This window comes from Paraconexibacter sp. (assembly GCF_059438195.1).
Window position 1 is genome coordinate 59,721 of the sequence record NZ_JBLKKY010000007.1, and the last position, 20,127, is coordinate 79,847.

The following is a 20,127-nucleotide window of genomic DNA, read 5'->3' on the forward strand; positions in this document are numbered from 1 at the left end:
ACGGTCGTCTCGACCCGTTCCCCACGTCCCGCCGAGCGACCGGCGAGAGGAGGACACCCGTGACCGTGCGCGCGAGCACCGACGAGCGACCGCCGCTCACCGCTGTCCCCGATCCGGTCGAGCGGCCGCGGAGCGTCGTCGTCGTCGCCGATGCACGCACCCCGACGGAGCGCGACCTCGTCCGCACATGGGCGGACCGGGAGCACGCGGGCGCGACGATCGCCTTCGACGAGCAGCTCCTCGCCGACCGGCTCGCCGACGCGGGCGACGACCCCCTGCTCGTCCCCGTCCGCGTCACGTGGCTCCCCCGCGAGCGGGACGGCGCGCGCAACGTCCGGCCCTCGGACTTCCTCCTGCTCACGAACCCGCGGCGGCCGTGGCCGCGACTCCAGCCGCGGATCGCCTCGCGCGAGCCCGACCGCGTGCGGGTCGTCGCCGGCGAGCCCGCGACCCTGACCGACCTCCGCGCGCGCTTCCGCGAGCAGTCCGGCGGCGGGGGCAGGCTGGACTTCGCAGCGTTCGTCGGCCATCAGGCGACCCTCGCCTGCGAGCGGGCCGAGCGGGCGATCATCGGCGACCGGTACAAGGTGCCCCGTCTCGTCGCCGAGCAGATCACGGCGAGCGCGAGGTTCCGCGCCGAGATCGCCCGTCTCTCCGACCAGCTCGGCCGCGGCGCGGACGAGGTCATGGCCGACGCGACGAAGGCCCTCGGCGAGCTCGCCACCGTGCAGAGCCCGGTCGCGATCGACGTCTTCCGCACGGTGCTGAGCCCGATGCACGCGAACGCGTGGCAGCCCGTGCTCGACGCGGAGGCGCTCGACCGCCTCCGGGAGCTCAACAAGCGCCACGCGCTCGTCTTCCTGCCGTCCCATCGCGCGTACGCCGACCCGCTCGTCATCGGCCAGGCCTTCCACGAGCACGACTTCCCCCGCAACCACATCCTCGGCGGGGACAACATGAGCTTCTGGCCGATCGGGCCGCTCGGGAAGCGCGCCGGGGTCATCTTCATCCGCCGCAGCTTCGGCGACGACCGCGTCTACAAGCTCGCGGTCCGGTCGTTCTTCTCGCACCTCGTGAGCAAGCGCTTCAATCTCGAGTGGTACATCGAGGGCGGACGCACGCGGACGGGGAAGCTGCGCCCGCCGCGCTTCGGGCTCCTCCACTACCTCGTCCGCGCGATCGAGGACGGCGAGGCGGACGACGTCTACCTCGTGCCGACCTCGCTCGTCTACGAGCAGATCCAGGAGATCGGCGCGATGGCCAACGAGCAGGCCGGGGCGGCGAAGCAGACGGAGGGCCTGCGCTGGATGGCGAACTACATCAGGGAGCAGTCGCGCGACGCCGGGAAGGCGCACATCCGCTTCGGCGAGCCCTTCAGCCTCCGCGAGGCCCTCACGGAGGCCGGCGAGGGGAGCGCCCAGCTCGAGAAGGTCGCCTTCCGCATCTGCCACGGCATCAACCGCGCGACGCCGGTGACCGCGCCGTCGCTCGTCACCTTCGCCCTCCTCGGGACGCGCGACCGGGCGCTCACGCTCGACGAGGTCGCCCGCGTCGTCGACCCGCTCGTCGGGTACCTCGAGCAGCGCGGCCTCGACGACCTCGTGAGCGACCTGCGCCGGCCGCACGTCCTGCGCGCCTCGCTCGACTCGCTGTGCGAGAACAAGGTCGCGACGTGCTTCGAGGGAGGGACCGAGCCGGTGTGGCAGATCCCGAGGGAGAACCACATCGTCGCCGCCTTCTACCGCAACGGCGCGCTCCACCACTTCCTCACGCGCGCGATCGTCGAGCTCTCGATCCTCCACGTCGCCTTGCGCGGCGCGGGCGACGAGGACCCGACCGAGGTCGCGTGGGAACGCGCGCTCGAGCTCCGCGACCTCCTCAAGTTCGAGTTCTTCTTCCCCGACAAGACGCAGTTCCGCGAGCGCATGATCGAGGAGCTCGGCCACCTCACGCCCGACTGGCGCGACCACCTCGGCGCGGCCGACCCCGGCAACGCGCTCCTCACCCGGGCGACGACCCTCGTCGGCCACAACACGCTGCGCTCCTTCGTCGACGCCCAGCTCGTCGTCGCCGAGCTGCTCGCCGCCCGCGACCCGCGCGAGCCGGTCGAGGAGTCCGCCTTCGTGCAGGAGTGCCTCGGCGTCGGCCGGCAGATGCTCCTCCAGGGCCGCCTCCACGGCAGCGACTCCGTCTCGAAGGAGCTCTTCTCGTCCGCTCTGCAGCTCGCGGAGAACCGCGACCTCGTCGCACCGGGCCGGGACGACGTCCGCCGCGGGCGCGAGGCGTTCCTCGCCGAGATCCGGGGCGTCGTCGACGACGTCGTCGCGCTCGGCGAGATCCAGTCCGGGCGGCTCGCCGAGGTCCTCGCGTGACGATCACGGTCGACGAGCTTCTCGCCCGCATCGAGGAGGCGCCCGACGGCCCGCAGATCGGCGCCTTCTTCGACTACGACGGCACCGTCATCAGCGGGTTCTCCGCCGCCGCCTTCTACCGGCACCGGATGCGCGCGCGCGAGATCGGCCCCGTCGAGATCACGAAGACGATCCTCGCCGCGCGCAAGGGCGTGGGCGACGAGGAGGACTTCGCGCGGTTCCTCGAGATGTCGCTCGCCGCGTGGGCCGACAAGCCCGTCGACGAGATGGAGGAGCTCGGCCGCCGCCTCTTCAAGCACGACATCGCCTCGCGGCTCCACAGCGAGGCGTGGGAGCTCGTGAAGGCGCATCGGCGCAAGGGCCACACGATCGCGCTCGCCTCGTCGGCCCTGCGCTTCCAGGTCGAGCCGATGGCCGACGAGCTCGAGGCGGACTTCGCCCTCTGCACGCCGGTCGAGGTGTACGAGAGCGAGGAGGACGGCGAGACGCGCCTCACCGGCCGCGTCGGCGGCGAGGCGCTGTGGGGGCGCGGGAAGGCGCGCGCCGTGCGGGAGCTCGCCGCGGAGGAGGACATCGACCTCGACGCGTCGTTCGCCTACTCGAACGGCGGGGAGGACGTGCCGTTCCTCGAGACGGCCGGCAACGCGGTCGCCGTCGAGCCCGACGAGCGGCTCGCCCGGTTCGCCCGGGAGCGCGGGTGGCCGATCCTGCGCTGCGAGGCGCGGGGCGGCACGCCGGGCGCCGGGGAGATCGCGCGCACCGTCGCGTTCTACGGATCGATGGCGGGGGCGTTCGGCCTCGGGCTCGGGGCGTCGCTCGTCAACCACGGCGACCGCGACACGCTCCTCGAGATCACGGGCGGCGTCGGCTCGGACCTGGGCCTCGCTCTCGCCGGCATCGACGTCGAGGTGACGAGCGGCCACGAGCACCTGTGGTCGGCGCGGCCGTGCGTCTTCGTCTTCAACCACCAGAGCAAGATCGATCCGATCATCCTCATGAAGCTCCTGCGCGGCGGCTTCACCGGCGTCGCGAAGAAGGAGGCGCAGAAGGTCCCCGGCTTCGGCCAGTTCTTCCAGCTCGCCGGCGTCGCGTTCATCGAGCGCGGCAACAAGGGCCAGTGGCGCAAGGCCCTCGACCCCGCCGTCTCGAAGGTGCGCGACGAGCGGCTGTCGCTCGTCATCGCCCCCGAGGGGACCCGCTCGGCCACCCCCCGACTCGGCCGCTTCAAGAAGGGGCCCTTCCACATCGCGATGCAGGCCGGCGTCCCGATGGTGCCGATCGTGCTGCGCAACGCCGGCGAGGTGATGTGGCGCGGGGCCCAGGTGCTGCGCCCAGGGACCGTGGAGGTCTGCGCGCTGCCGCCCGTCGACACGTCCGGCTGGACCGTCGAGACGCTCGACGAGCACGTCGAGGAGGTCCGCGACCTCTTCGTCCACACCCTCGCCCACTTCCCGACGAAGGAGACCGCCCGATGAGCCGCCCCGTCCGCGTCGTCGTCCTCGGAGGAGGCTCCTGGGGGACGACCGTCGCCTCCCTCGCCGCGCAGAACACGCCGACCCTGCTCTGGGCACGCGACCCGGAGACGGCCGCCGAGGTGCAGCTCGAGCACCGCAACTCGCGCTACCTCCCGGACCGCGAGCTCCCGCCGGAGCTCGAGGCGACCGCGGACCTTGAGCGCGCGGCGGCCGAGGCCGACGTCCTCGTCGTCGGCGTCCCGTCGCACGCGATGCGCGGCGTGCTCAAGCAGGTCGCCCTCCACGTCCGCCCGTGGATCCCCGTCCTCTCCCTCGTGAAGGGCCTCGAGCCGGACACGCGCAGGCGTCCGACGGAGATCGTCGGCGAGGAGCTGCCCGGCCACCCGGTCGGGCTCATGGCGGGCCCGAACCTGGCGAAGGAGATCCTCGACGGCTTCGCGGCGGCGAGCGTCGTCGCGACCGCCGACGACGCGGTCGCCTGCGCGCTGCAGCCCCTCTTCCACTCCTCGCGGTTCCGCGTCTACCGCAACCGCGACGTGCTCGGCTCGGAGCTCGGCGGCGTGCTCAAGAACATCATCGCGATCGCCGCGGGGATGGCCGACGGGCTCGGCGTCGGCGACAACACGCGCTCGATGGTCATCACCCGCGGGCTCGCCGAGATGACGCGGCTCGGCGAGGCGATGGGGGCCGACGCCCGCACGTTCGCCGGACTCACCGGCCTCGGCGACCTCATGGCGACGTGCATGAGCCCTCAGTCGCGCAACCGGCGCATCGGCGAGGCGCTCGCGCAGGACATGACGCTCGAGGAGGCGATCGAGTCCCTCGGGCAGGTCGCCGAGGGCGTGAAGACCGCCCGGACCGTCATCGAGCTCTCGCGTGACCACGGCGTCCGCATGCCGATCGCCGAAGAGGTCTACGCGGTCGTCGACGAGGGCCGCCACCCGCGCGAGGCCTACCGGGGCCTCATGCGGGAGACGGCCGAGAGCGAAGCGCACGAGGTGGCCTGAGACATGACCGAGATGCAGACCGACCCGGCGACGGGCGTCCCCCTCGCGTGGGGCAAGACGTCGGACATGAACGCCCTCGAGGCGCTGATGTGGCGCGCCGAGGCGGACCCGCGGCTGCGGTCGACGATCGTCGCCGTCGAGGAGCTCGACGTCGTCCCCGACTGGGAGCGCTTCCTCCGCGCCCACGAGTGGGCGACGCGGATGGTCCCGCGGTTCCGCCAGCGCGTCGTCGAGCCCGCGCTCGGGCTGGGCCGGCCGACGTGGGCGACCGACCGCGACTTCGACCTCCACTACCACGTGCGCCGCTACAGCCTCGCCGAGGGCGGGACGTTCTCCGACGCGCTCGCCATCGCCGAGCAGGTCGCGATGGCCGCGTTCGACAAGTGGCGCGCCCCGTGGGAGGCGGTCCTCATCGAGGGGCTCCCCGACGGCCGCGCGATGTACGTCCTCAAGATGCACCACTCGACGACGGACGGCATCGGCGGCGTGCAGCTCCTCTCGCAGCTCCACTCGCGCCGGCGCGAGCCGTCGGACGGCAAGCCGCAGCCGCCTGCGCCCGACCCCGTCGACCTCGACCGGATGGGGCTCCTCGTCCGGCAGGTGTCCGACGACGCGCGCCAGCTCCCCGGCGCGCTGCGCTTCGTCGGCCGCGGCGCGGGGATGCTCCGGCGTCCCGACCGCGCGATCCGCGACGCCGTCCGCTACGGCGACTCCCTGCGCCGCGTGCTCTCCGACCCCGACGCCGAGGGGTCGCCGCTCCTCGCGGGCCGCAGCCTGTCGTGGCGGTTCGCGGCGCTCGACGTCGAGTTCAAGGACCTCCGCGCCGCGGGCAAGGCCCACGGCGCGACGCTCAACGACGCGTACATCGCGGCGCTCCTCGGCGGCTTCCGCCGCTACCACGAGGAGCTCGGGCACCCGGTCGACGCGATCCCGATCGCGTTCCCCATCTCGCTGCGCAAGGAGGGCGACGAGCACGGCGGGAACCGCTTCGCGGGCGCGCGCATCGCCGGCCCGGTCGGCGTCGAGGATCCCGTCGAGCGGATGGCGATCATCGGCGAGCTCGTCCGGCGCGCGCGCGACGAGCCGGCCGTCGACGGCCTCGGCGCCGTCGCGCCCGTCCTCGCGCGCCTCCCCGGACAGGTGATCTCGCAGGTCGCGGGGAACATGACGAAGAGCAACGACCTCCAGGCGTCGAACGTGCCCGGCATCCGCGAGGACGCCTTCCTCGCCGGCGCCCAGGTGATCCGCGCCTACGGGTACGCGCCGCTCCCGGGCTGCGCGACGATGATCACCCTGCTCACCCACGGCTCGACGTGCTGCGTGGGGATCAACCTCGACCCGGCCGCCATCACCGAGCCCGACCGGTTCGCCCGCTGCGTCGCCGAGGGCTTCGAAGAGGTCATCGCGGTCGCACCCCACGAGACGACGCCGGTCCGCCGCCGTACCTGACCCCGACACCCCAGGAGTCCCGACACCCATGTCCGAGAACACCGCCACCGAGCCGAAGCTCAAGGAGGTCGCGGGCGTCCGCGGCCCCGTGAAGGTCCACCACTGGCACAGCCACGACGCGAAGTTCCTCGTGTTCATCGCGCACGGGTTCGGCGAGCACGCGCGCCGCTACGACCACGTCGTCGCCGCGCTCGCCCAGGACGGCGCCGACGTCACCGCGCCCGACCACTGGGGCCATGGCGTCACCGGCGGCGAGCGCGCGCTCGTCGACGACGTCGACGTCCTCGTGCAGGACTTCGCGACCGTCGTCGACGACGTCGTCGCCAAGCACGGCGATCACAAGGTCGTCGTCATCGGCCACTCGATGGGCGGCATCATCGCGACGCTCTTCGCCCAGAGCCACCCGGACAAGCTCGACGCGCTCGTCCTCTCCGGTCCCGTCATCGGCGGCAACCCGGACATCTTCGCCCTCCTCGAGATGGACCCGATCCCCGAGGTGCCGATCGACCCGGCGATGCTCTCCCGCGATCCCGCGGTCGGCGAGGCGTACATGAACGACGAGCTCGTCTACCACGGCTCGTTCGCCCGCGAGAGCCTCGAGGGGCTCAAGGCGGCGGTGCAGGAGATCTCGGAGGGGCCGCCGATCGGCGTGCCGACGCTGTGGATCCACGGCGAGGAGGACCCGCTCGCCCCGGTCAGCGCGACGCGCCCGGCCCTCGAGGCGATCCGCCCCGACGACCTCGAGGAGCACATCTACGAGGGCGCCCGCCACGAGATCTTCAACGAGACGAACAAGGACGAGGTCATCGGCCACGTCCGCGCGTTCATCTCGCGCGTCGTCGGCTGACGATCCGCCCACCCCACCTGACGGAACTCACGCCTGAAGTGAGCTTCGTCAGGACGGATGGGATGTCTCGCGCGCTACGCCACCTCTCCTCGCCGCAGCACGTCGGCGAGGAGGAGGGCGACGCGCAGCTCGAGCTGGCGGTCCTCGACGGGGTGGCCGAGGAGTTCCCCGGCCCGGCGGACGCGGTAGGCGACGGTGTTCTCGTGGACGCCGAGCCGGCGCGCGGCGCGGACGAAGCTCGAGCCCTCCTCGAGGAAGACCCGGACCGTCGCCGCGATGCGGCGTGACGCGTCGGTCTCTGCGCCGAGCGCGCCGAGCTCGCGCGCGGCGAAGCGCTGCGCCTCGCCGACGTCCTGCATGAGGAGGCCCGTGAGGGCGACGTCGCCGTAGCGGACGATGCTCCCCGTCGCGCGGCGCGCGAGCTGCGCGACACGGCGGGCGAGCACGGCCTGCTCGTGACTGCGGCGGAACCCGTCGATGCCCGTGCCCGGGTCGCCGACGGCGACGCGGACGCCGACGGCGAGCGCGTCGGGCTGCTCGACCGCGCGCAGCGCCTCGAGGTCGGGGTCGCCGCGGAGGCCGACCCACGCCGCGAGCGTGAGCCGCCCCAACGGCACGCAGAGGGCGTCCGTGCCGCCGACCTGCGACTCGAGGTCGTGGGCGATCCGCTCGAAGAGCCCGATCGTGCCGTCCGCGTCCTCGCCCTCCTCGCCCCAGATGAGGAGCGCGACGTGCGTGCGCGCGAGCTCGTAGCGGAGTCGCTGGGCCGCGCGCTGCTCGTCGGTCGCGCTGCCGTCGAGGATCGCGCGCACCTCGTCGGCGCGCAGCGCCGCCGCGCTGCGCACCCAGCGCTCGCGCTCGTGCATGTACGCCTCCGCGACGCCCATCGTCACGGCGTCGAGGTACGGGAAGAGCCAGCCGGAGACGTAGGTGACGGACTCGGCGAGGAGGTCGCGGTCGGCGACCTCGCGCTCGAGCCGGGCGAGGAGCACGCGCGAGTAGACCTTGTGACCCACCTGATAGGCGCGCATGAGCGCCTCGATCGGGAGGCCGCGGCGCACGTACTCGCGCGAGTAGTGGAGCGCCTCCGCCGGCGCGACCGCGCTGTGGGGGTCGACCTCGTCCCGGAGCATCTGGGCGATGAGGCCGACGTTCGCCCGGCAGCTGAGGACCGTCTCGTGGTGCAGATCGTCGCCGAGCGTGTCGATCTGCTCGTGGATCTCGTCGGCGAGCGCCTCGGCGACCTCGTCGAGCTGGGGGATGAGCTCGTCCGCCATCGCGCGGACAGCGGCGAGGCATGTGGTGGACGGGATCGTCGTCACAGGGCGCTGCGCCACGTCGCTCTCCTTCCAGGGACCCGGAGAGCGAGCGTATACGGGTCGGCGCGGGACGGGAAGGGCGGCGGGATCCGCCGCCCCGCCCGCCCCGCGCGATGGTCACGCGTGCGCTGGAGCTAGGAGGGGACCTCCCGGCCGAGCCACCCCTTGTAGAACCCCTCGATGTCCGGGAGGTACTCGTGGACGACGGGGTACCCGGGCGGCACCGCCTCGGTCTCGAGGAGCTGGCCGGAGACCGGGCAGTAGTACTCCCGCAGCTCCATCCAGGCGCCCTCCGGGTAGGCGAGCTTCGGGTAGATCTCCTCGTAGAGCTCGTCGGTGTCGCGGATGAAGATCCGCGCGTGCATCTTCCAGTTGTCGTCCCAGCGGCAGAGGTCGTGGCCCGCGTCGGTGCGGATGACCATCTCGCCGTCGGAGCGCCGCTTGACGATGTTGAGGCCCTCACCGAACGGCAGGACGATCGGGTCGTCGTAGGAGACGCGCTCCTGGAGCAGCGCGATCCACTTGTCGAACCGGTCCGGGTCCTTGTGGCCGGACTGGATCTCGTGGACGGCCCGCCGCGAGAGCCGCTCGTCGACGAGGTCGGCGAGGAGCTCCTTCGTCATCTGCGTGTTGACGGGGACCTCGTCCTCGTGCTCGGGACGGAACGCCTCGGCCTGCGCGAGGAACTCGGCCGCGGACTCGGCCGGCGTCATCTTGCCCGGCTCGGCGCGCTGGTTGACGACGGTCGGCGTGATGACGTCGAAGTCGAAGTCCTCCGGGAGGTCCCAGAAGCCGCGGAACTCCGCCGCCCACCGCTGCTCGAGCCGCATCGACTCGCTGTACATCACCTTGACCGGGTCGATGAGGTCCTGGTCGAGGATCCGCTGGCGCTGCTCGGACCACCACTCGCTCACGTCGCGGGACCGCTCGAGGCGCTGCTTGCGCACCGCCTCGCGGTCCTTGCGGCCGTAGGCCCTCTCGGCCCACTCGGGCTGGATGTGCCCGCCGGCGATGTCCTCGTCGATCTTCTCGTCGGGACGCAGGAGCGGATCGCCGAGCCCGCCGCCGCCGCGGCCGCTCGAGAGGTAGACGTCGCCGTGCTTCATCGCCTGCATGAGGGTGAACGGGTCCTGCTTCACCTCGTGCCGGCCGCCGATCGCCTGCAGCGCCTGCTCCTCGCCGCTCACGTCCGCGACCGGGTAGGCCTCGCCGTTCTGCGCCTGCTCGATGAGCGTCGAGTCGTAGATGTTGTGGACGTAGGCCATCGCGCCCGGGTAGCCGCCGAAGAGGCCCGGCGACATGAACATCCCGCCCGCCCCGATGTTCTCGACCTCGAAGTCCGGGGTCGAGTGGACGAGGAGCAGCGACTCGAAGGAGGAGCCGCCGCGGTGGCGGCCGACGCCGCCCGTGTACGGCTTGATGCGACGGCCGAGGTAGATCATCGGCTTCACGAGCTCCCACATCTCGATGTCGCCCATGTCGCCCTCGGGGTTGAACACCGCCGAGCCGTAGTCGAGGCCGTCGAGGCAGTACTTGCCGCCCTGGCCCTGGGCGCCGATCTCGAAGTTCATGAAGCCCGAGACCTGCCCGTACTGGTCGATGCCGCCGCCCTGCGCGACGTTGCCGGGGACGGTGTAGGTCCCCATGATCTCCTCGATGTAGCCGCGCGACTGCAGCGCCCGCGAGATCGCCCGCATGTAGCCGGTCGACGTCGCGAACATCGGCATCCACGGGAACGAGGACGAGCACGGCGCGTCGCCGAGATCGGCCCACGTCCCCGGCGTGAGGTGGAGGTCGGTCGCGTAGTACGCGCCGTCGTTGATCTTGTCGTTGCAGATGAGGGTCTGCGTGAACAGGATCCACTGCATGCCCTGCTGGGCGGCCGGCGTCGCGTTGAACGAGTGCCAGCCCCACGCGGAGCTGCCGCGCAGGTCGGTCGTCCAGTGGCCGTCCTTGTCGACGACCGCCTCGTAGGAGCCGTGGATGATGAGATCGCGACGGGCGCGCTTGGGCATCTCCGTCTTGTCCGCGTAGCGGGCCTCGGTGAAGCCGGCGGAGCGGTAGCGGCCCGGCACGAGGAGCGACCGCGCGCGGGTCTTGAACGAGCGGCGCCCGTCCTCGATCGCCTCGCGGGTGAAGCTCTTGAACGTCTCAGTGCCCTCCTCGAGGCAGAGCCGCTCCACCGCGTCGCGGATCATGTGGCAGCCCGCGAGGCGGCAGCGCTCGTCGAGGATGTAGAGGCCCGGCGCGCGCGACTGCATCGAGACGCGCTTCATGTGCCACTGCGCGATCGTGTCCTCCTCCCCGATCTTCATGCAGTGGAGGTCGATGCCGTCGTCGAACCGCGTCGTCGGCGCGACGCAGACGCCACCCGGCGTCGTCGCGCCGATGTCCATGACGTGGATGACGCCGCCCGCCCACGCGATGAGCTCACCGGAGCCCTCGGGGTCGAAGATCGGGACGAACGTCTGGACGTCGGCGTTGTGGACGTCGCCGATCGTCGGCTGGTTGTTCGCGAAGATGTCGCCGGGACGGATCTCCGGGTTGTCCTCCCACCCGTTGCGGACCATGAACTTGATGGCCTCGCTCATCGTGTGGACGTGGACGATGATGCCCGTCGAGAGGGCGATGTTGTCGCCCTCCGGCGTGTAGAGCGCGAAGCAGATCTCACCGAGCTCGCGGACGATCGGCGAGGCCGAGATGTTGAGGGCCGTCTCGCGGGCGGACACCATGCCGCCGCGGACGCGCGAGAAGAGCTTCTCGAAGTGGAGGGGGTCCTCCTCCTTCATCGCGAGCCGCTCGAGGCCCTGGTAGTAGCCGGTCGTCTCGAACGTGTCCTCCGAGTGGGCGAGCATCTGGGCGAGCGTCTGCCCGTCCCACCCGATGGGCTTGCTGTCCTTCGGCTCGAGGCCGCGGAGGGTTTCGATCGTGGCCATGGGGTCAGGCCTCCTGGGTCTTGTTCTCGAGGTGGAAGATGCCGTGCTCGTCCATCCACGCCTTGCGATCGGGCGGGATCGGGAACGTCGTCGACTCGGCCTCGAGGATCGCGGGACCCTCGAGCCGGTGACCAGGCCGGACGTCGGTCATCTCGTAGACCGGCGTGTCGGTCCAGCCGTCCTTCCACCACACGGGGCGGGTCATCTTGTTCGGTGGGGTCCCCTCCTGCCGCTCGAGCGTCGGGAGCTGCGGCTGCTCGACGGGCACCGAGCCCTTCACGATCGCCTGGGCGACGAGGTAGCCGAGCTCGGGCGAGGAGGAGGCCCGGGCGTACATGCGCTGGTAGGTCTTCTCGAACTGCTCGCAGAGGGCGTCGGCGTCCTCGGCGGTCGAGAGGTCCGCGCCCGGCGAGTCGACCTCGATGTCGACGAGCTGGCCGTAGTACTGCATGCGGACCATGTGGGTGAACTCGACCTCCTCGCCGTTCGCCCCGCCCTGCCCGGACTTCGCGAACTCGGCTCGGACGCGGTCCTCGAGCGCACGCCACGTCTGCGACACGAGCTGCACCATCGCGGCCCGCTCCTCGGGCGTCTGGCTGGGCATGAGCGGGAGGTCGACCTGGCGGTCGAAGCGGTACTCGAACTCCGCGCAGGCGCAGCCGAAGGCGCTGAAGCCCGCCGCCCACTCGGGGATGAGGACCTGCTGGTAGGGGATCCCGGCGGTGTAGCCCGCGACGTGGAGCGGCCCGCCTCCGCCGTAGCAGAGGAGGGTGAAGTCGGCGGGCGAGTACCCCTTGCCGAGGATGCGGCCGACGGCCTCGTTGCGCAGCTGGGTGTCGAACAGCTCGACGACGCCGGCCGCCGCCTCTTCGACGCCGAGGCCGAGCGGGTCGGCGACCTGCCGCTTCACCTCGGCCTTCGCGCGCTCCATGTCGAGCGTCACCTGCCCGCCGAGGAAGTAGTCGGGGTTGAGGCGGCCGAGGACGAGGTTGAGGTCGGTGATCGAGACGGTCTCGATGCCGCCGTCCGGCCACGAGACGCCGATGTCGGCGCCCGCGGAGTCGGGGCCGATCTCGGGCCGGCGCGCGCTGGGGTCGATGCGGACGAACGAGCCGCACCCCGCACCGACCGAGTCCATCTGGACGAGCGGCATGTTGAGCATGAACTTCGCGACGTTCGGCGTCGACGTGACGTCGTACTTGCGGTTCACGAGGAGCGCCATGTCGAACGACGTCCCGCCGATGTCGGTCGAGAGGACGTTGCGCAGGCCCACCTGGTCGGCGAGCCAGCGCGAGCCGACGACGCCGCCGATCGGACCCGAGACGAGCGTCGTCGCGAGCTGGTCGGCGTCGATCGAGATCGTGCCGCCGTGCGAGGCCATGACGCGGAGCTCGAACCCCGCGCCGGCCTCCTTCGTACGGTCGCGGACGGCGGAGAGCGTCTTGCGGGACGGCTCGGCGGCATAGCCCTCGATGACCGTCGTGTTGAGCCGCGGGAAGTCGCGGCGGCTCGGGTAGAGCTCGGAGGAGATGAAGAGCGGGCAGTCCCCGTTGCTACCTCGCTTCTCCTTCTCCTCGAGGAGGATCTCCTTCACCCGCGCCTCGTGCTGCGGGTTGCGGTAGCTGAAGAGGAGGCTCACGCAGATGCCCTTGACGCCGGCGTCGAGGAGCTGGGCGGCGGCGTCGCGGACGTCCTCCTCGCGGAGCGGGAGGACCTCGTTGCCGAAGAGGTCGATGCGGCCGCGGACGCCGAAGACCCGATGGCGCGGGACGAGCGGCGGGTTGTGGTGGTGCGTCGCGATGTGGAGGCGGTCGGCGTAGCTGTATCCCAGGTAGGTCTGGATGCCGCGCTCCATCTGGAGCGAGTCCTCCTGGCCGGCCGTGACGATGACGCCGACGTCGAGGCCCTTGCGCGACAGGAGGCGGTTGAGCATCGCCGTGCCGCTGAAGACGCCGGAGCGGATGCCGGGGAACGTCTCGTCGACGGTCATGTCCCACTGGCGCATCGCGTCCTCGGCGGACGCCATCAATCCGCGACTCTCGTCGTCGGGGGTCGACTGGGCCTTGCCCACGACGAAGCGACCGGACTCATCGACGATGAACGTGTCGGTCATCGTGCCGCCGGCGTCGATCGCGAGAACCCTGGGGGTGCGGGTCCGCGTCTCCTCCATCACTCTCTCCTCGGTCGGTGATCGGGATGCCTTTCGACCGTAGGTCCCGAGAATGCGTCGCGCGTCGTGACGGTCAGCCGAGGTTCTGCGGAGGGTTTGTGCCGAGGCCACAGGGGGCAGGACGACAGGCGTACGGTGCGTCGCGATGACACGCCGGACGGACGTCCCCTGCGCACTCGCCCACACGCCCTGGGCTCGCCTGCGCGGCCTGCTCGGCCGGCGCGCGCTCGCCGCCGACGAGGCTCTCCTCCTGCGGCCGTGCGCATCGGTCCACACGGCCTTCATGCGCTTCCCGATCGACGTCGTCTTCCTCGACGCCGACGACGTCGTGCTGGGCGTGGCCTCGCACCTGCGTCCCTGGCGGTCGGCGACGTGCCGGGGCGCGCGAGCGGCGCTCGAGCTGCCGGCCGGCGGCGCGGCGCTTGCCGGCCTGCGCGTGGGCGACCACGTCCGCCTGCGCCCCCACCCCCACCTCCGCCCGGACCCGGGTGTGTCGGAATGAGCCCGGGGGCTGGGCTCATTCCGACACACCCGGCCGGCGGGGGCGCGGGTGCGCGTGCCCGGCGCGGCGTCTCGGGTCAGTCGTCGAACGAGCCGCCGCGGCCCGCGCCCGCGACGAAGCGGCCGACGTTCTGCGCGAGCTCGTCGTTCAGCGCGCGCCGGCCGTGACGCAGCTCGTTGGCGATCGCGGCGTCCTCGGAGAGGCCGTCCTGCTCGAGGACGCTCATGCGGTCGGCCCGCATGCACGTCTGGGGGAACCCGGCGATCTCGGCCGCGAGCGCCTCGGCCGCCGCGCGCGTCGCCCCCGGCTCGACGACGCGGTTGACGAGGCCGATCTGCAGCGCCTCCTCGGCGTCGACGGGCCGGCCCGTGAGGACGAGGTCCATCGCCCGGCTCTCGCCGATGAGCCGCGGCAGCCGGACGGTGCCGCCGTCGATGAGCGGGACGCCCCAGCGGCGGCAGAAGACGCCGAGCACGGCGTCGCTCGCCGCGACGCGGAGGTCGCACCAGCAGGCGAGCTCCAGACCGCCCGCGACCGCATGGCCCTCGATCGCCGCGACGACCGGCTTGGAGAGGCGCATCCGCGACGGGCCCATGGGTCCGTCGCCCTCGTCCTCCACGCGGTTCATCCGCTCCGTGCCGATCGCCTTGAGGTCGGCCCCGGCGCAGAAGACGCCGCCCTCGCCGTGGAGGACCGCGACGAGCGCGTCGTCATCGGCCTCGAAGGCGCGGAACGCGTCGGCGAGCGCCTGCGCGGTGGGACCGTCCACGGCGTTGCGGGCGTGCGGCCGGTGGAGCAGCACGGTCGTCACCGGACCGGAGCGCTCGACGCGGACGGCGCCGGGCTCGGCCGCGCTCACGACCTCGCCCCGATCGCGCGGCGGACGAACGTGGACAGCGACTGCATGACGGCCTCCTTGTCGGGGGGTGGCGAGGACAGCGGGGACAGCGGCCCGACGAGCGCCTCGCCGACGCCGCCGACGAGGGCGGCCGCGGTGAGCCGGGCGTCCTGAGCGGGGATCTCGCCGGCGGCGACGGCCTCGTCGACGAGGCCGACGAGACCCTCCGTGTACCGGCGGCGGTAGTCGAGCCGCTCGGCCTCGACGAGCGGATCGACCGGCTCGGCGATGAGCGCCCACGCGAGGCGCGGGTTCGCGAGAGCCCGGCCGGCGAAGGTCTGCAGGACCGCGGCGATGCGATCGACGGCACGCGTGCCCGGCGGCGCCTCGTCGGCTGCCGCGCGCATCGCCGCGAGCTCGCGCGTGCAGACGCCGCGGAAGACCTCGGCGTAGAGCTCGCCCTTCGACGGGAAGTGCCGGTAGAGCGCGCTCGCCGCGACCCCCGCCCGGCGTGCGACGGAGGCGACGGACGTCGCGCCGTAGCCCTCCTCGGCGACGACGTCGCGGGCGGCCGCGACGAGCCGCTCGCGCGTCGCCTCGCCGCGGGCCGTCGTCCTGCGGGGGGCCGCGCCGCTCATCCCTTGAACGTCGACGATCCGGCGTCGCCGAACGGGTCGTCGCGCTCCCGGACCGCCGCGCGGAACCCGACCTCGGCGGCGCGCTGCTGGAACCCGTACCCCTCGGGCGTGTGCCGCGTGATGCCGTCGAAGACGGTCCCGATGAGCTGGGTCGCCGGCAGCCCCTGCGAGGCGACCTCCTGGTTGACGAGCAGCTTCATCATCTGCAGCTGGTTGAGCGGCATGCGGGCGATCCGCTCGACGAGGACCTCCGTCCGGGCGTCGAGCTCGCCGGGCGCCGGAGCCTCGATCGCGAGCCCCCACTCGACCGCCTCCTCGCCCGAGAGGCAGTCGCCGGTGAAGAGGAGCCGCTTCGCCCGCTGGGGGCCCAGCCGGTGCGTCCACATCGACGTCGTCGGCGAGCCCCACACCCGCGCCGGCGGATAGCCGATCTTCGCGTCGGCGGCGATGACGAGGAGGTCGGAGCACAGCGCGAGGTCCGTGCCCCCCGCGACGCAGAAGCCGTGGACCTTGCAGACGACCGGCGTCGTCGCGTGGAAGAGCGACATGAACGCGCGCACGTTGCGGCTCATGAAGGCGTGGTCGACCATCGGGTCCCACGTGCGCCCGGGGTCGTGGTTGCGCGCGATGACGACCGGGTCGACCGGCGAGCCCGGCGGGGGGGCGAGGTCGTCGCCCTGCCCGAAGCCACGCTCCTCCTCGCCCATCCCCTCGGCGCTCGCGACGAGGTCGTACCCGCCGCAGAACCCCTTGCCGTTCCCGGCGAGGAGGACGACGTGGACCTCCGGGTCGAGGTCGGCGCGCTCGACGCAGTCGGCGAGCTCGGCGATGAGCCGCGGGGTGAGGCCGTTGCCGCGGTCGGGACGGTCGAGGGTGACCCGGCAGACGCGGTCCGCGACCTCGTAGGTCATCGTCCGCAGCTCGTCGACGGGGATGAGGGTCATGCGGGCACCGCGCGCTCGATGATCGCCGCCGCGTCGACGCCCGCGGGGAGCGTCCCGTACACGCGGCCGCCGCCGCCACCGAGCCTGGCCGCGCAGAAGGCGTCGGCGACCGCCGGCGGCGCGTGACGGACGAGGAGGCTCCCCTGCAGCGCGACGGCGAGGTCCTCGACGAGGCGCCGAGCGCCGAACTGCGCGGCCTCCGCATCGCCGAGCGCGCCGACGCTCGCGCGGACCGCGGCGAGGTGCGCGTCGAGCCGGGCGTCGGCGCCGGCCGCCAGGTCGCACTCGGCCAGGAAGGCGGGCAGGCCCTCGGGCTCCTTCACGAGCGCGCGGAGGACGTCGAGCGCCGCGACGTTGCCCGATCCCTCCCAGATCCCGCCGAGCGGCGCGTCGCGGTAGAGGAGCGGCATCCCCGACTCCTCGACGTAGCCGTTGCCGCCGAGGCACTCGAGCGCCTCGGCCGCGTGCGCCGCGGCGCGCTTGCACTGCCAGTACTTCACGACCGCCGTCGCGAAGCGGCGGAACGCCGGCTCGTCGGAGTCGTCGGAGTCGTAGGCGCGCGCGATGCGCAGCGACGTGACGGTGGCGGCCTCGGACTCGATCGCGAGGTCGGCGAGGACGTTGCGCATCGCCGGCTGGTCGACGAGCGGGGCGCCGAACGCGGCGCGGTGGCGGGCGTGGTGGATCGCCTCGAGGACGCCGCGCCGCATGCCCGACGCCGCGCCGAGGAGGCAGTCGAGCCGCGTGTGGTTGACCATCGTGATGATCGCCTTCACGCCGCGCCCCTCCTCGCCGACGAGCCGCGCGGGGACGTCGCGGAGCTCGACCTCGCTCGACGGCAGCGAGCGCGTCCCGAGCTTGTCCTTGAGGCGCTGGAACTCCATCCCCGGACCGCGCTCGACGAGGAAGCACGACGGCGCGCCGGGCGTCTCAGCGGTCTGCGCGAGGACGAGGAAGACGTCGCAGGGCGGGTACGAGCAGAACCACTTGTGGCCGGTGATCCGCCACGTCCCGTCGCCGCCGTCGACCGCGCGACTGACGTTCGCCCGCACGTCGGAGCCGCCCTGCTTCTCGGTCATCGCCATCCCGGAGAGGGCGAATCCGTCGGGGTCCGTCGAGGTGAGGCGCGGCTCCCACGCCGCGGCGAGGTCCGGGGCGCTCTCGCGCAGGGCCGGGACGACGGCGTAGGTCATCGAGATCGGGCAGAGGACGCCCGCGTTGACGTTGCTCCAGAGCATGAGCATCGCGGCGCGGGCGACGTGCGCGCCCGCGCGCTCCTCGCGCCACGGGAGGGCGTGGATGCCGTGCTCGATCGCCCGCCCGAGCGCCCAGTGCCACGACGGGTCGAGCTCGACCTCGTCGACGCGGTGGCCGTAGCGGTCGTGCGTCACCAGGCGCGGCTCGTTGCGCTCGGCGCGGAGGCCGTGCGCCCGCGCCTCCGGGGTGCCGGCGAGGCGACCGACCTCCCGCACGCGGTCGAGAGCCCAGTCGGCGCCCTCGCGGCGCAGGCCCTCGTCGAGCGCCGCCCATGTCGCGGCGTGATCGACGGGCTCGAGCGGCGGAGGCTGGTTGAGGACCGCGCGCGCGGGGTCGAGCGCGGCGGACGGCACGGACTCGATCGTCGTCATGCCTCGACTATTGTGAATCTGGATTCACATGTCAACCGGGCTGATCTGGTGGAGCGTCACCACTACAGTCGGCGCACATGAGCGCCCCCACGATCACCGACACCCCCGGCGACACCGTCCTGCGCGACGTGCCCGGCGACTACGCCCTGGGCGGCACCGGCCGGTGGCTGACGCTTCCCGGCGGGCCCGACGAGGGCCGCAAGGTCTTCTTCGTCGAGCGACGACTCGGCGACGCTGGCGACGACGCACCCGTCGTCCTCCTCGTCCACGGCAACCCCGAGTGCTCGTACACCTACCGGCGCGTCGTCGCGGCGCTCGCGGACCGGCCCGAGCTCGCGGGAGGGGCCCGCGTCATCGTCCCCGACCACATCGGGTTCGGCCGCTCCGACCAGGCGCGCTTCGAGATGGTCGACATGCACCATGCCGAGAACCTCCGCGCGTTCGTCGAGGCCCTCGACCTCCGCGACATCACGCTCGTCGTCCACGACTGGGGCGGCCCGATCGGCATCGGCGCCCTCCTCCTCGGTGCGCCGGAGCGCGTCCGCGGCCTCGTCGCGCTCAACACGACGGTCTTCCCGATGCCGCCCGACGGGCTCACCTACACGAACTTCCCCGTGCCCCTCGTCTTCCCGTGGGCGCGCTCGGCGAAGGTCGTCCCCGACCGGCTCTGGGGGACGCACGCGGCGTTCGCGGTGGGCATCGCGCGCATGTCCTACGCGGGACTCATGGCCTCCTACGCGCGGTACATCGCCGGGCACCGCGCGGGCCGGCTGCCGCACCCGGACGCCGACGAGCTCGCCGTGTTCCGCGACCAGTTCGCCTCGCGCGCGAACGCGCGCAGCTCGAAGCGCATGGTCCGCCAGACGCCGGTCTGGGGCCACGGCTACACCTACGAGGACCCGACCCGCGGGACCCAGGACAACCGCGCGTTCTACCGCGAGATCCAGGAGCGGATCACGCCGGCCTGGGGGCCCGACGGGGCGGCGATCGGCGCCGCCGGGGTCTTCGGCGACTGGGACCCCTGCGGCAAGGCGAGCGTCGTCGCGCAGTGGCGCGAGGCGCTCCCCCAGATGGACGACGACCTCCGCGTCTTCGCGGGCGAGGGCCACTTCATCGAGGAGCACCGGCCCGCGGAGATCGCCGAGGCGATCGGACGCCTCGTCGCCGCATCCGCCGGACGCGGCGCCGAGGCGTGACGCTCAGACCGACGCGTTCGCGCGGTACTGCGAGAAGTCCGGTGCGCGCTTCTCGTTGAAGGCGGCGACGCCCTCGTGCGCCTCGTCGCTCTCGGTGAAGTTCCACAGGCCGGTGAAGGCGAGGCGCCCCTGCCCGGCGAGGTGCTCGGTGTCGGCCGCGAAGGAGTTCTTGAGGTAGCGGAGCGCCATCGGCGAGAGCGCGAGGATCTCGTCGGCGTACCGGCGCACCTCGGCGGCGAGCTCGTCGGCCGGGACGACCCGGTTGACGAGGCCCCAGCGCTCCGCGGTCTCCGCGTCGTACTGGCGGCAGAGGAACCAGATCTCCTTCGCGCGCTTCTCGCCGACCGTCCGCGAGAGGAGGCCGGTCCCGAAGCCCGCGTCGAACGACCCGACCTTCGGGCCGGTCTGACCGAAGCGCGCGTGGTCGGCGGCGATCGTGAGGTCGCAGATGAGATGGAGGACGTGGCCTCCGCCGATCGCGTAGCCGTTGACGGCGGCGATGACCGGCTTGGGCACCTCGCGGATGAGCCGCTGGAGCTGCTCGATCTCGAAGAGACCGCTGTCGCTCGGACCGTAGTCGCCGGTCTCGGCCTTCTGCTTCTGGTCGCCGCCGGTGCAGAACGCCCGGTCGCCGGCGCCGGTGATCGCGATGACGCCGACGTCGGACGACGCCCAGGCGCGCTTCAACGCGTGCATCAGCTCCTCGACGGTCTGCGCCCGCAGGGCGTTCAGCCGGTTCGGGCGGTCGATGGTGATCGTCCCGAGACCGCGGTCGATCTCCAGGCGGATGTCCTCGTAGCTCATGT

Annotated in this window: 15 protein-coding genes; 7 read left to right on the forward strand and 8 right to left on the reverse strand. The window is 72.6% G+C overall.

Annotated elements, in window-relative coordinates; all coding sequences use genetic code 11:
- The first annotated feature begins 59 nt into the window (after positions 1–59).
- Genes ACME2J_RS04145 through ACME2J_RS04165 form a run of 5 tightly spaced genes read left to right on the forward strand, consistent with a single transcriptional unit; the run spans position 60 to position 7,150 of the window.
- Positions 60–2,372, forward strand: a complete 2,313-nt coding sequence (locus tag ACME2J_RS04145) for a glycerol-3-phosphate 1-O-acyltransferase (RefSeq protein ID WP_495543611.1) — start codon at positions 60–62, stop codon at positions 2,370–2,372.
- Complete coding sequence (locus ACME2J_RS04150; protein ID WP_495543612.1) at positions 2,369–3,847, forward strand: HAD-IB family hydrolase; 1,479 nt, start codon at positions 2,369–2,371, stop codon at positions 3,845–3,847. The genes ACME2J_RS04145 and ACME2J_RS04150 overlap by 4 nt, the downstream gene beginning before the upstream one ends.
- Positions 3,844–4,854 carry an NAD(P)H-dependent glycerol-3-phosphate dehydrogenase gene (locus ACME2J_RS04155; RefSeq protein WP_495543613.1) on the forward strand — a complete coding sequence of 337 codons (1,011 nt, stop codon included), beginning with the start codon at positions 3,844–3,846 and terminating at the stop codon, positions 4,852–4,854. The genes ACME2J_RS04150 and ACME2J_RS04155 overlap by 4 nt, the downstream gene beginning before the upstream one ends.
- A 3-nt stretch (positions 4,855–4,857) precedes the next feature.
- Positions 4,858–6,303, forward strand: a complete 1,446-nt coding sequence (locus ACME2J_RS04160; RefSeq protein WP_495543614.1) for a wax ester/triacylglycerol synthase domain-containing protein — start codon at positions 4,858–4,860, stop codon at positions 6,301–6,303.
- 28 nt (positions 6,304–6,331) lie between these two features.
- A complete protein-coding gene (locus tag ACME2J_RS04165; RefSeq protein ID WP_495543615.1) occupies positions 6,332–7,150 on the forward strand; it encodes an alpha/beta hydrolase in 819 nt (272 codons plus the stop codon).
- A 74-nt stretch (positions 7,151–7,224) separates the two neighbouring features.
- Here the strand turns inward: ACME2J_RS04165 and ACME2J_RS04170 are convergent, their stop codons facing one another.
- From ACME2J_RS04170 to ACME2J_RS04180, 3 genes are all read right to left on the reverse strand, one after another.
- The gene (locus ACME2J_RS04170; protein WP_495543616.1) at positions 7,225–8,487 is read right to left on the reverse strand and encodes a PucR family transcriptional regulator; all 1,263 of its coding nucleotides are present in this window, start codon (positions 8,485–8,487) and stop codon (positions 7,225–7,227) included.
- Positions 8,488–8,603: 116 nt separating this feature from the next.
- The gene (locus tag ACME2J_RS04175) at positions 8,604–11,405 is read right to left on the reverse strand and encodes a hydantoinase B/oxoprolinase family protein (protein ID WP_495543617.1); all 2,802 of its coding nucleotides are present in this window, start codon (positions 11,403–11,405) and stop codon (positions 8,604–8,606) included.
- Between the two features lie 4 nt (positions 11,406–11,409).
- Positions 11,410–13,575 carry a hydantoinase/oxoprolinase family protein gene (locus tag ACME2J_RS04180; RefSeq protein ID WP_495543618.1) on the reverse strand — a complete coding sequence of 722 codons (2,166 nt, stop codon included), beginning with the start codon at positions 13,573–13,575 and terminating at the stop codon, positions 11,410–11,412.
- 145 nt (positions 13,576–13,720) lie between these two features.
- Between ACME2J_RS04180 and ACME2J_RS04185 the strand changes: the two genes are divergently transcribed.
- Positions 13,721–14,077 carry a DUF192 domain-containing protein gene (locus tag ACME2J_RS04185; RefSeq protein ID WP_495543619.1) on the forward strand — a complete coding sequence of 119 codons (357 nt, stop codon included), beginning with the start codon at positions 13,721–13,723 and terminating at the stop codon, positions 14,075–14,077.
- Between the two features lie 76 nt (positions 14,078–14,153).
- On the opposite strand, the gene ACME2J_RS04190 is transcribed toward ACME2J_RS04185, so the two are convergent.
- From ACME2J_RS04190 to ACME2J_RS04205, 4 genes are read right to left on the reverse strand one after another with little or no spacing between them, the layout of a single operon-like run.
- Positions 14,154–14,936, reverse strand: coding sequence for a crotonase/enoyl-CoA hydratase family protein (locus tag ACME2J_RS04190; RefSeq protein ID WP_495543620.1), 783 nt, complete (start codon positions 14,934–14,936; stop codon positions 14,154–14,156).
- Entirely contained in the window at positions 14,933–15,553 is a 621-nt protein-coding gene (locus ACME2J_RS04195) for a TetR/AcrR family transcriptional regulator (RefSeq protein WP_495543621.1), read from the reverse strand. The genes ACME2J_RS04190 and ACME2J_RS04195 overlap by 4 nt, the downstream gene beginning before the upstream one ends.
- Entirely contained in the window at positions 15,550–16,497 is a 948-nt protein-coding gene (locus ACME2J_RS04200; protein WP_495543622.1) for a crotonase/enoyl-CoA hydratase family protein, read from the reverse strand. Before ACME2J_RS04200 ends, ACME2J_RS04195 begins: the two co-directional genes overlap by 4 nt.
- A complete protein-coding gene (locus tag ACME2J_RS04205) occupies positions 16,494–18,125 on the reverse strand; it encodes an acyl-CoA dehydrogenase family protein (protein WP_495543623.1) in 1,632 nt (543 codons plus the stop codon). Before ACME2J_RS04205 ends, ACME2J_RS04200 begins: the two co-directional genes overlap by 4 nt.
- 77 nt (positions 18,126–18,202) lie before the next feature.
- On the opposite strand from ACME2J_RS04205, the gene ACME2J_RS04210 reads away from it, so the two are divergent.
- Positions 18,203–19,321, forward strand: coding sequence for an alpha/beta fold hydrolase (locus tag ACME2J_RS04210; protein ID WP_495543624.1), 1,119 nt, complete (start codon positions 18,203–18,205; stop codon positions 19,319–19,321).
- A 3-nt stretch (positions 19,322–19,324) separates the two neighbouring features.
- On the opposite strand, the gene ACME2J_RS04215 is transcribed toward ACME2J_RS04210, so the two are convergent.
- The gene (locus tag ACME2J_RS04215; protein ID WP_495543625.1) at positions 19,325–20,125 is read right to left on the reverse strand and encodes an enoyl-CoA hydratase-related protein; all 801 of its coding nucleotides are present in this window, start codon (positions 20,123–20,125) and stop codon (positions 19,325–19,327) included.
- Positions 20,126–20,127: the final 2 nt, after the last annotated feature.

Excerpts from the sequence above, each read along its gene's own strand:
- ACME2J_RS04165 (WP_495543615.1), top strand. The coding sequence starts at position 6,332 with ATGTCCGAGAACACCGCCACCGAGCCGAAGCTCAAGGAGGTCGCGGGC.
- ACME2J_RS04200 (WP_495543622.1), bottom strand. The coding sequence starts at position 16,497 with ATGACCCTCATCCCCGTCGACGAGCTGCGGACGATGACCTACGAGGTC.
- ACME2J_RS04205 (WP_495543623.1), bottom strand. The coding sequence starts at position 18,125 with ATGACGACGATCGAGTCCGTGCCGTCCGCCGCGCTCGACCCCGCGCGC.
- ACME2J_RS04195 (WP_495543621.1), bottom strand. The coding sequence starts at position 15,553 with ATGAGCGGCGCGGCCCCCCGCAGGACGACGGCCCGCGGCGAGGCGACG.
- ACME2J_RS04210 (WP_495543624.1), top strand. The coding sequence starts at position 18,203 with ATGAGCGCCCCCACGATCACCGACACCCCCGGCGACACCGTCCTGCGC.
- ACME2J_RS04175 (WP_495543617.1), bottom strand. The coding sequence starts at position 11,405 with ATGGCCACGATCGAAACCCTCCGCGGCCTCGAGCCGAAGGACAGCAAG.
- ACME2J_RS04155 (WP_495543613.1), top strand. The coding sequence starts at position 3,844 with ATGAGCCGCCCCGTCCGCGTCGTCGTCCTCGGAGGAGGCTCCTGGGGG.
- ACME2J_RS04185 (WP_495543619.1), top strand. The coding sequence starts at position 13,721 with ATGACACGCCGGACGGACGTCCCCTGCGCACTCGCCCACACGCCCTGG.
- ACME2J_RS04180 (WP_495543618.1), bottom strand. The coding sequence starts at position 13,575 with ATGGAGGAGACGCGGACCCGCACCCCCAGGGTTCTCGCGATCGACGCC.
- ACME2J_RS04215 (WP_495543625.1), bottom strand. The coding sequence starts at position 20,125 with ATGAGCTACGAGGACATCCGCCTGGAGATCGACCGCGGTCTCGGGACG.
- ACME2J_RS04160 (WP_495543614.1), top strand. The coding sequence starts at position 4,858 with ATGACCGAGATGCAGACCGACCCGGCGACGGGCGTCCCCCTCGCGTGG.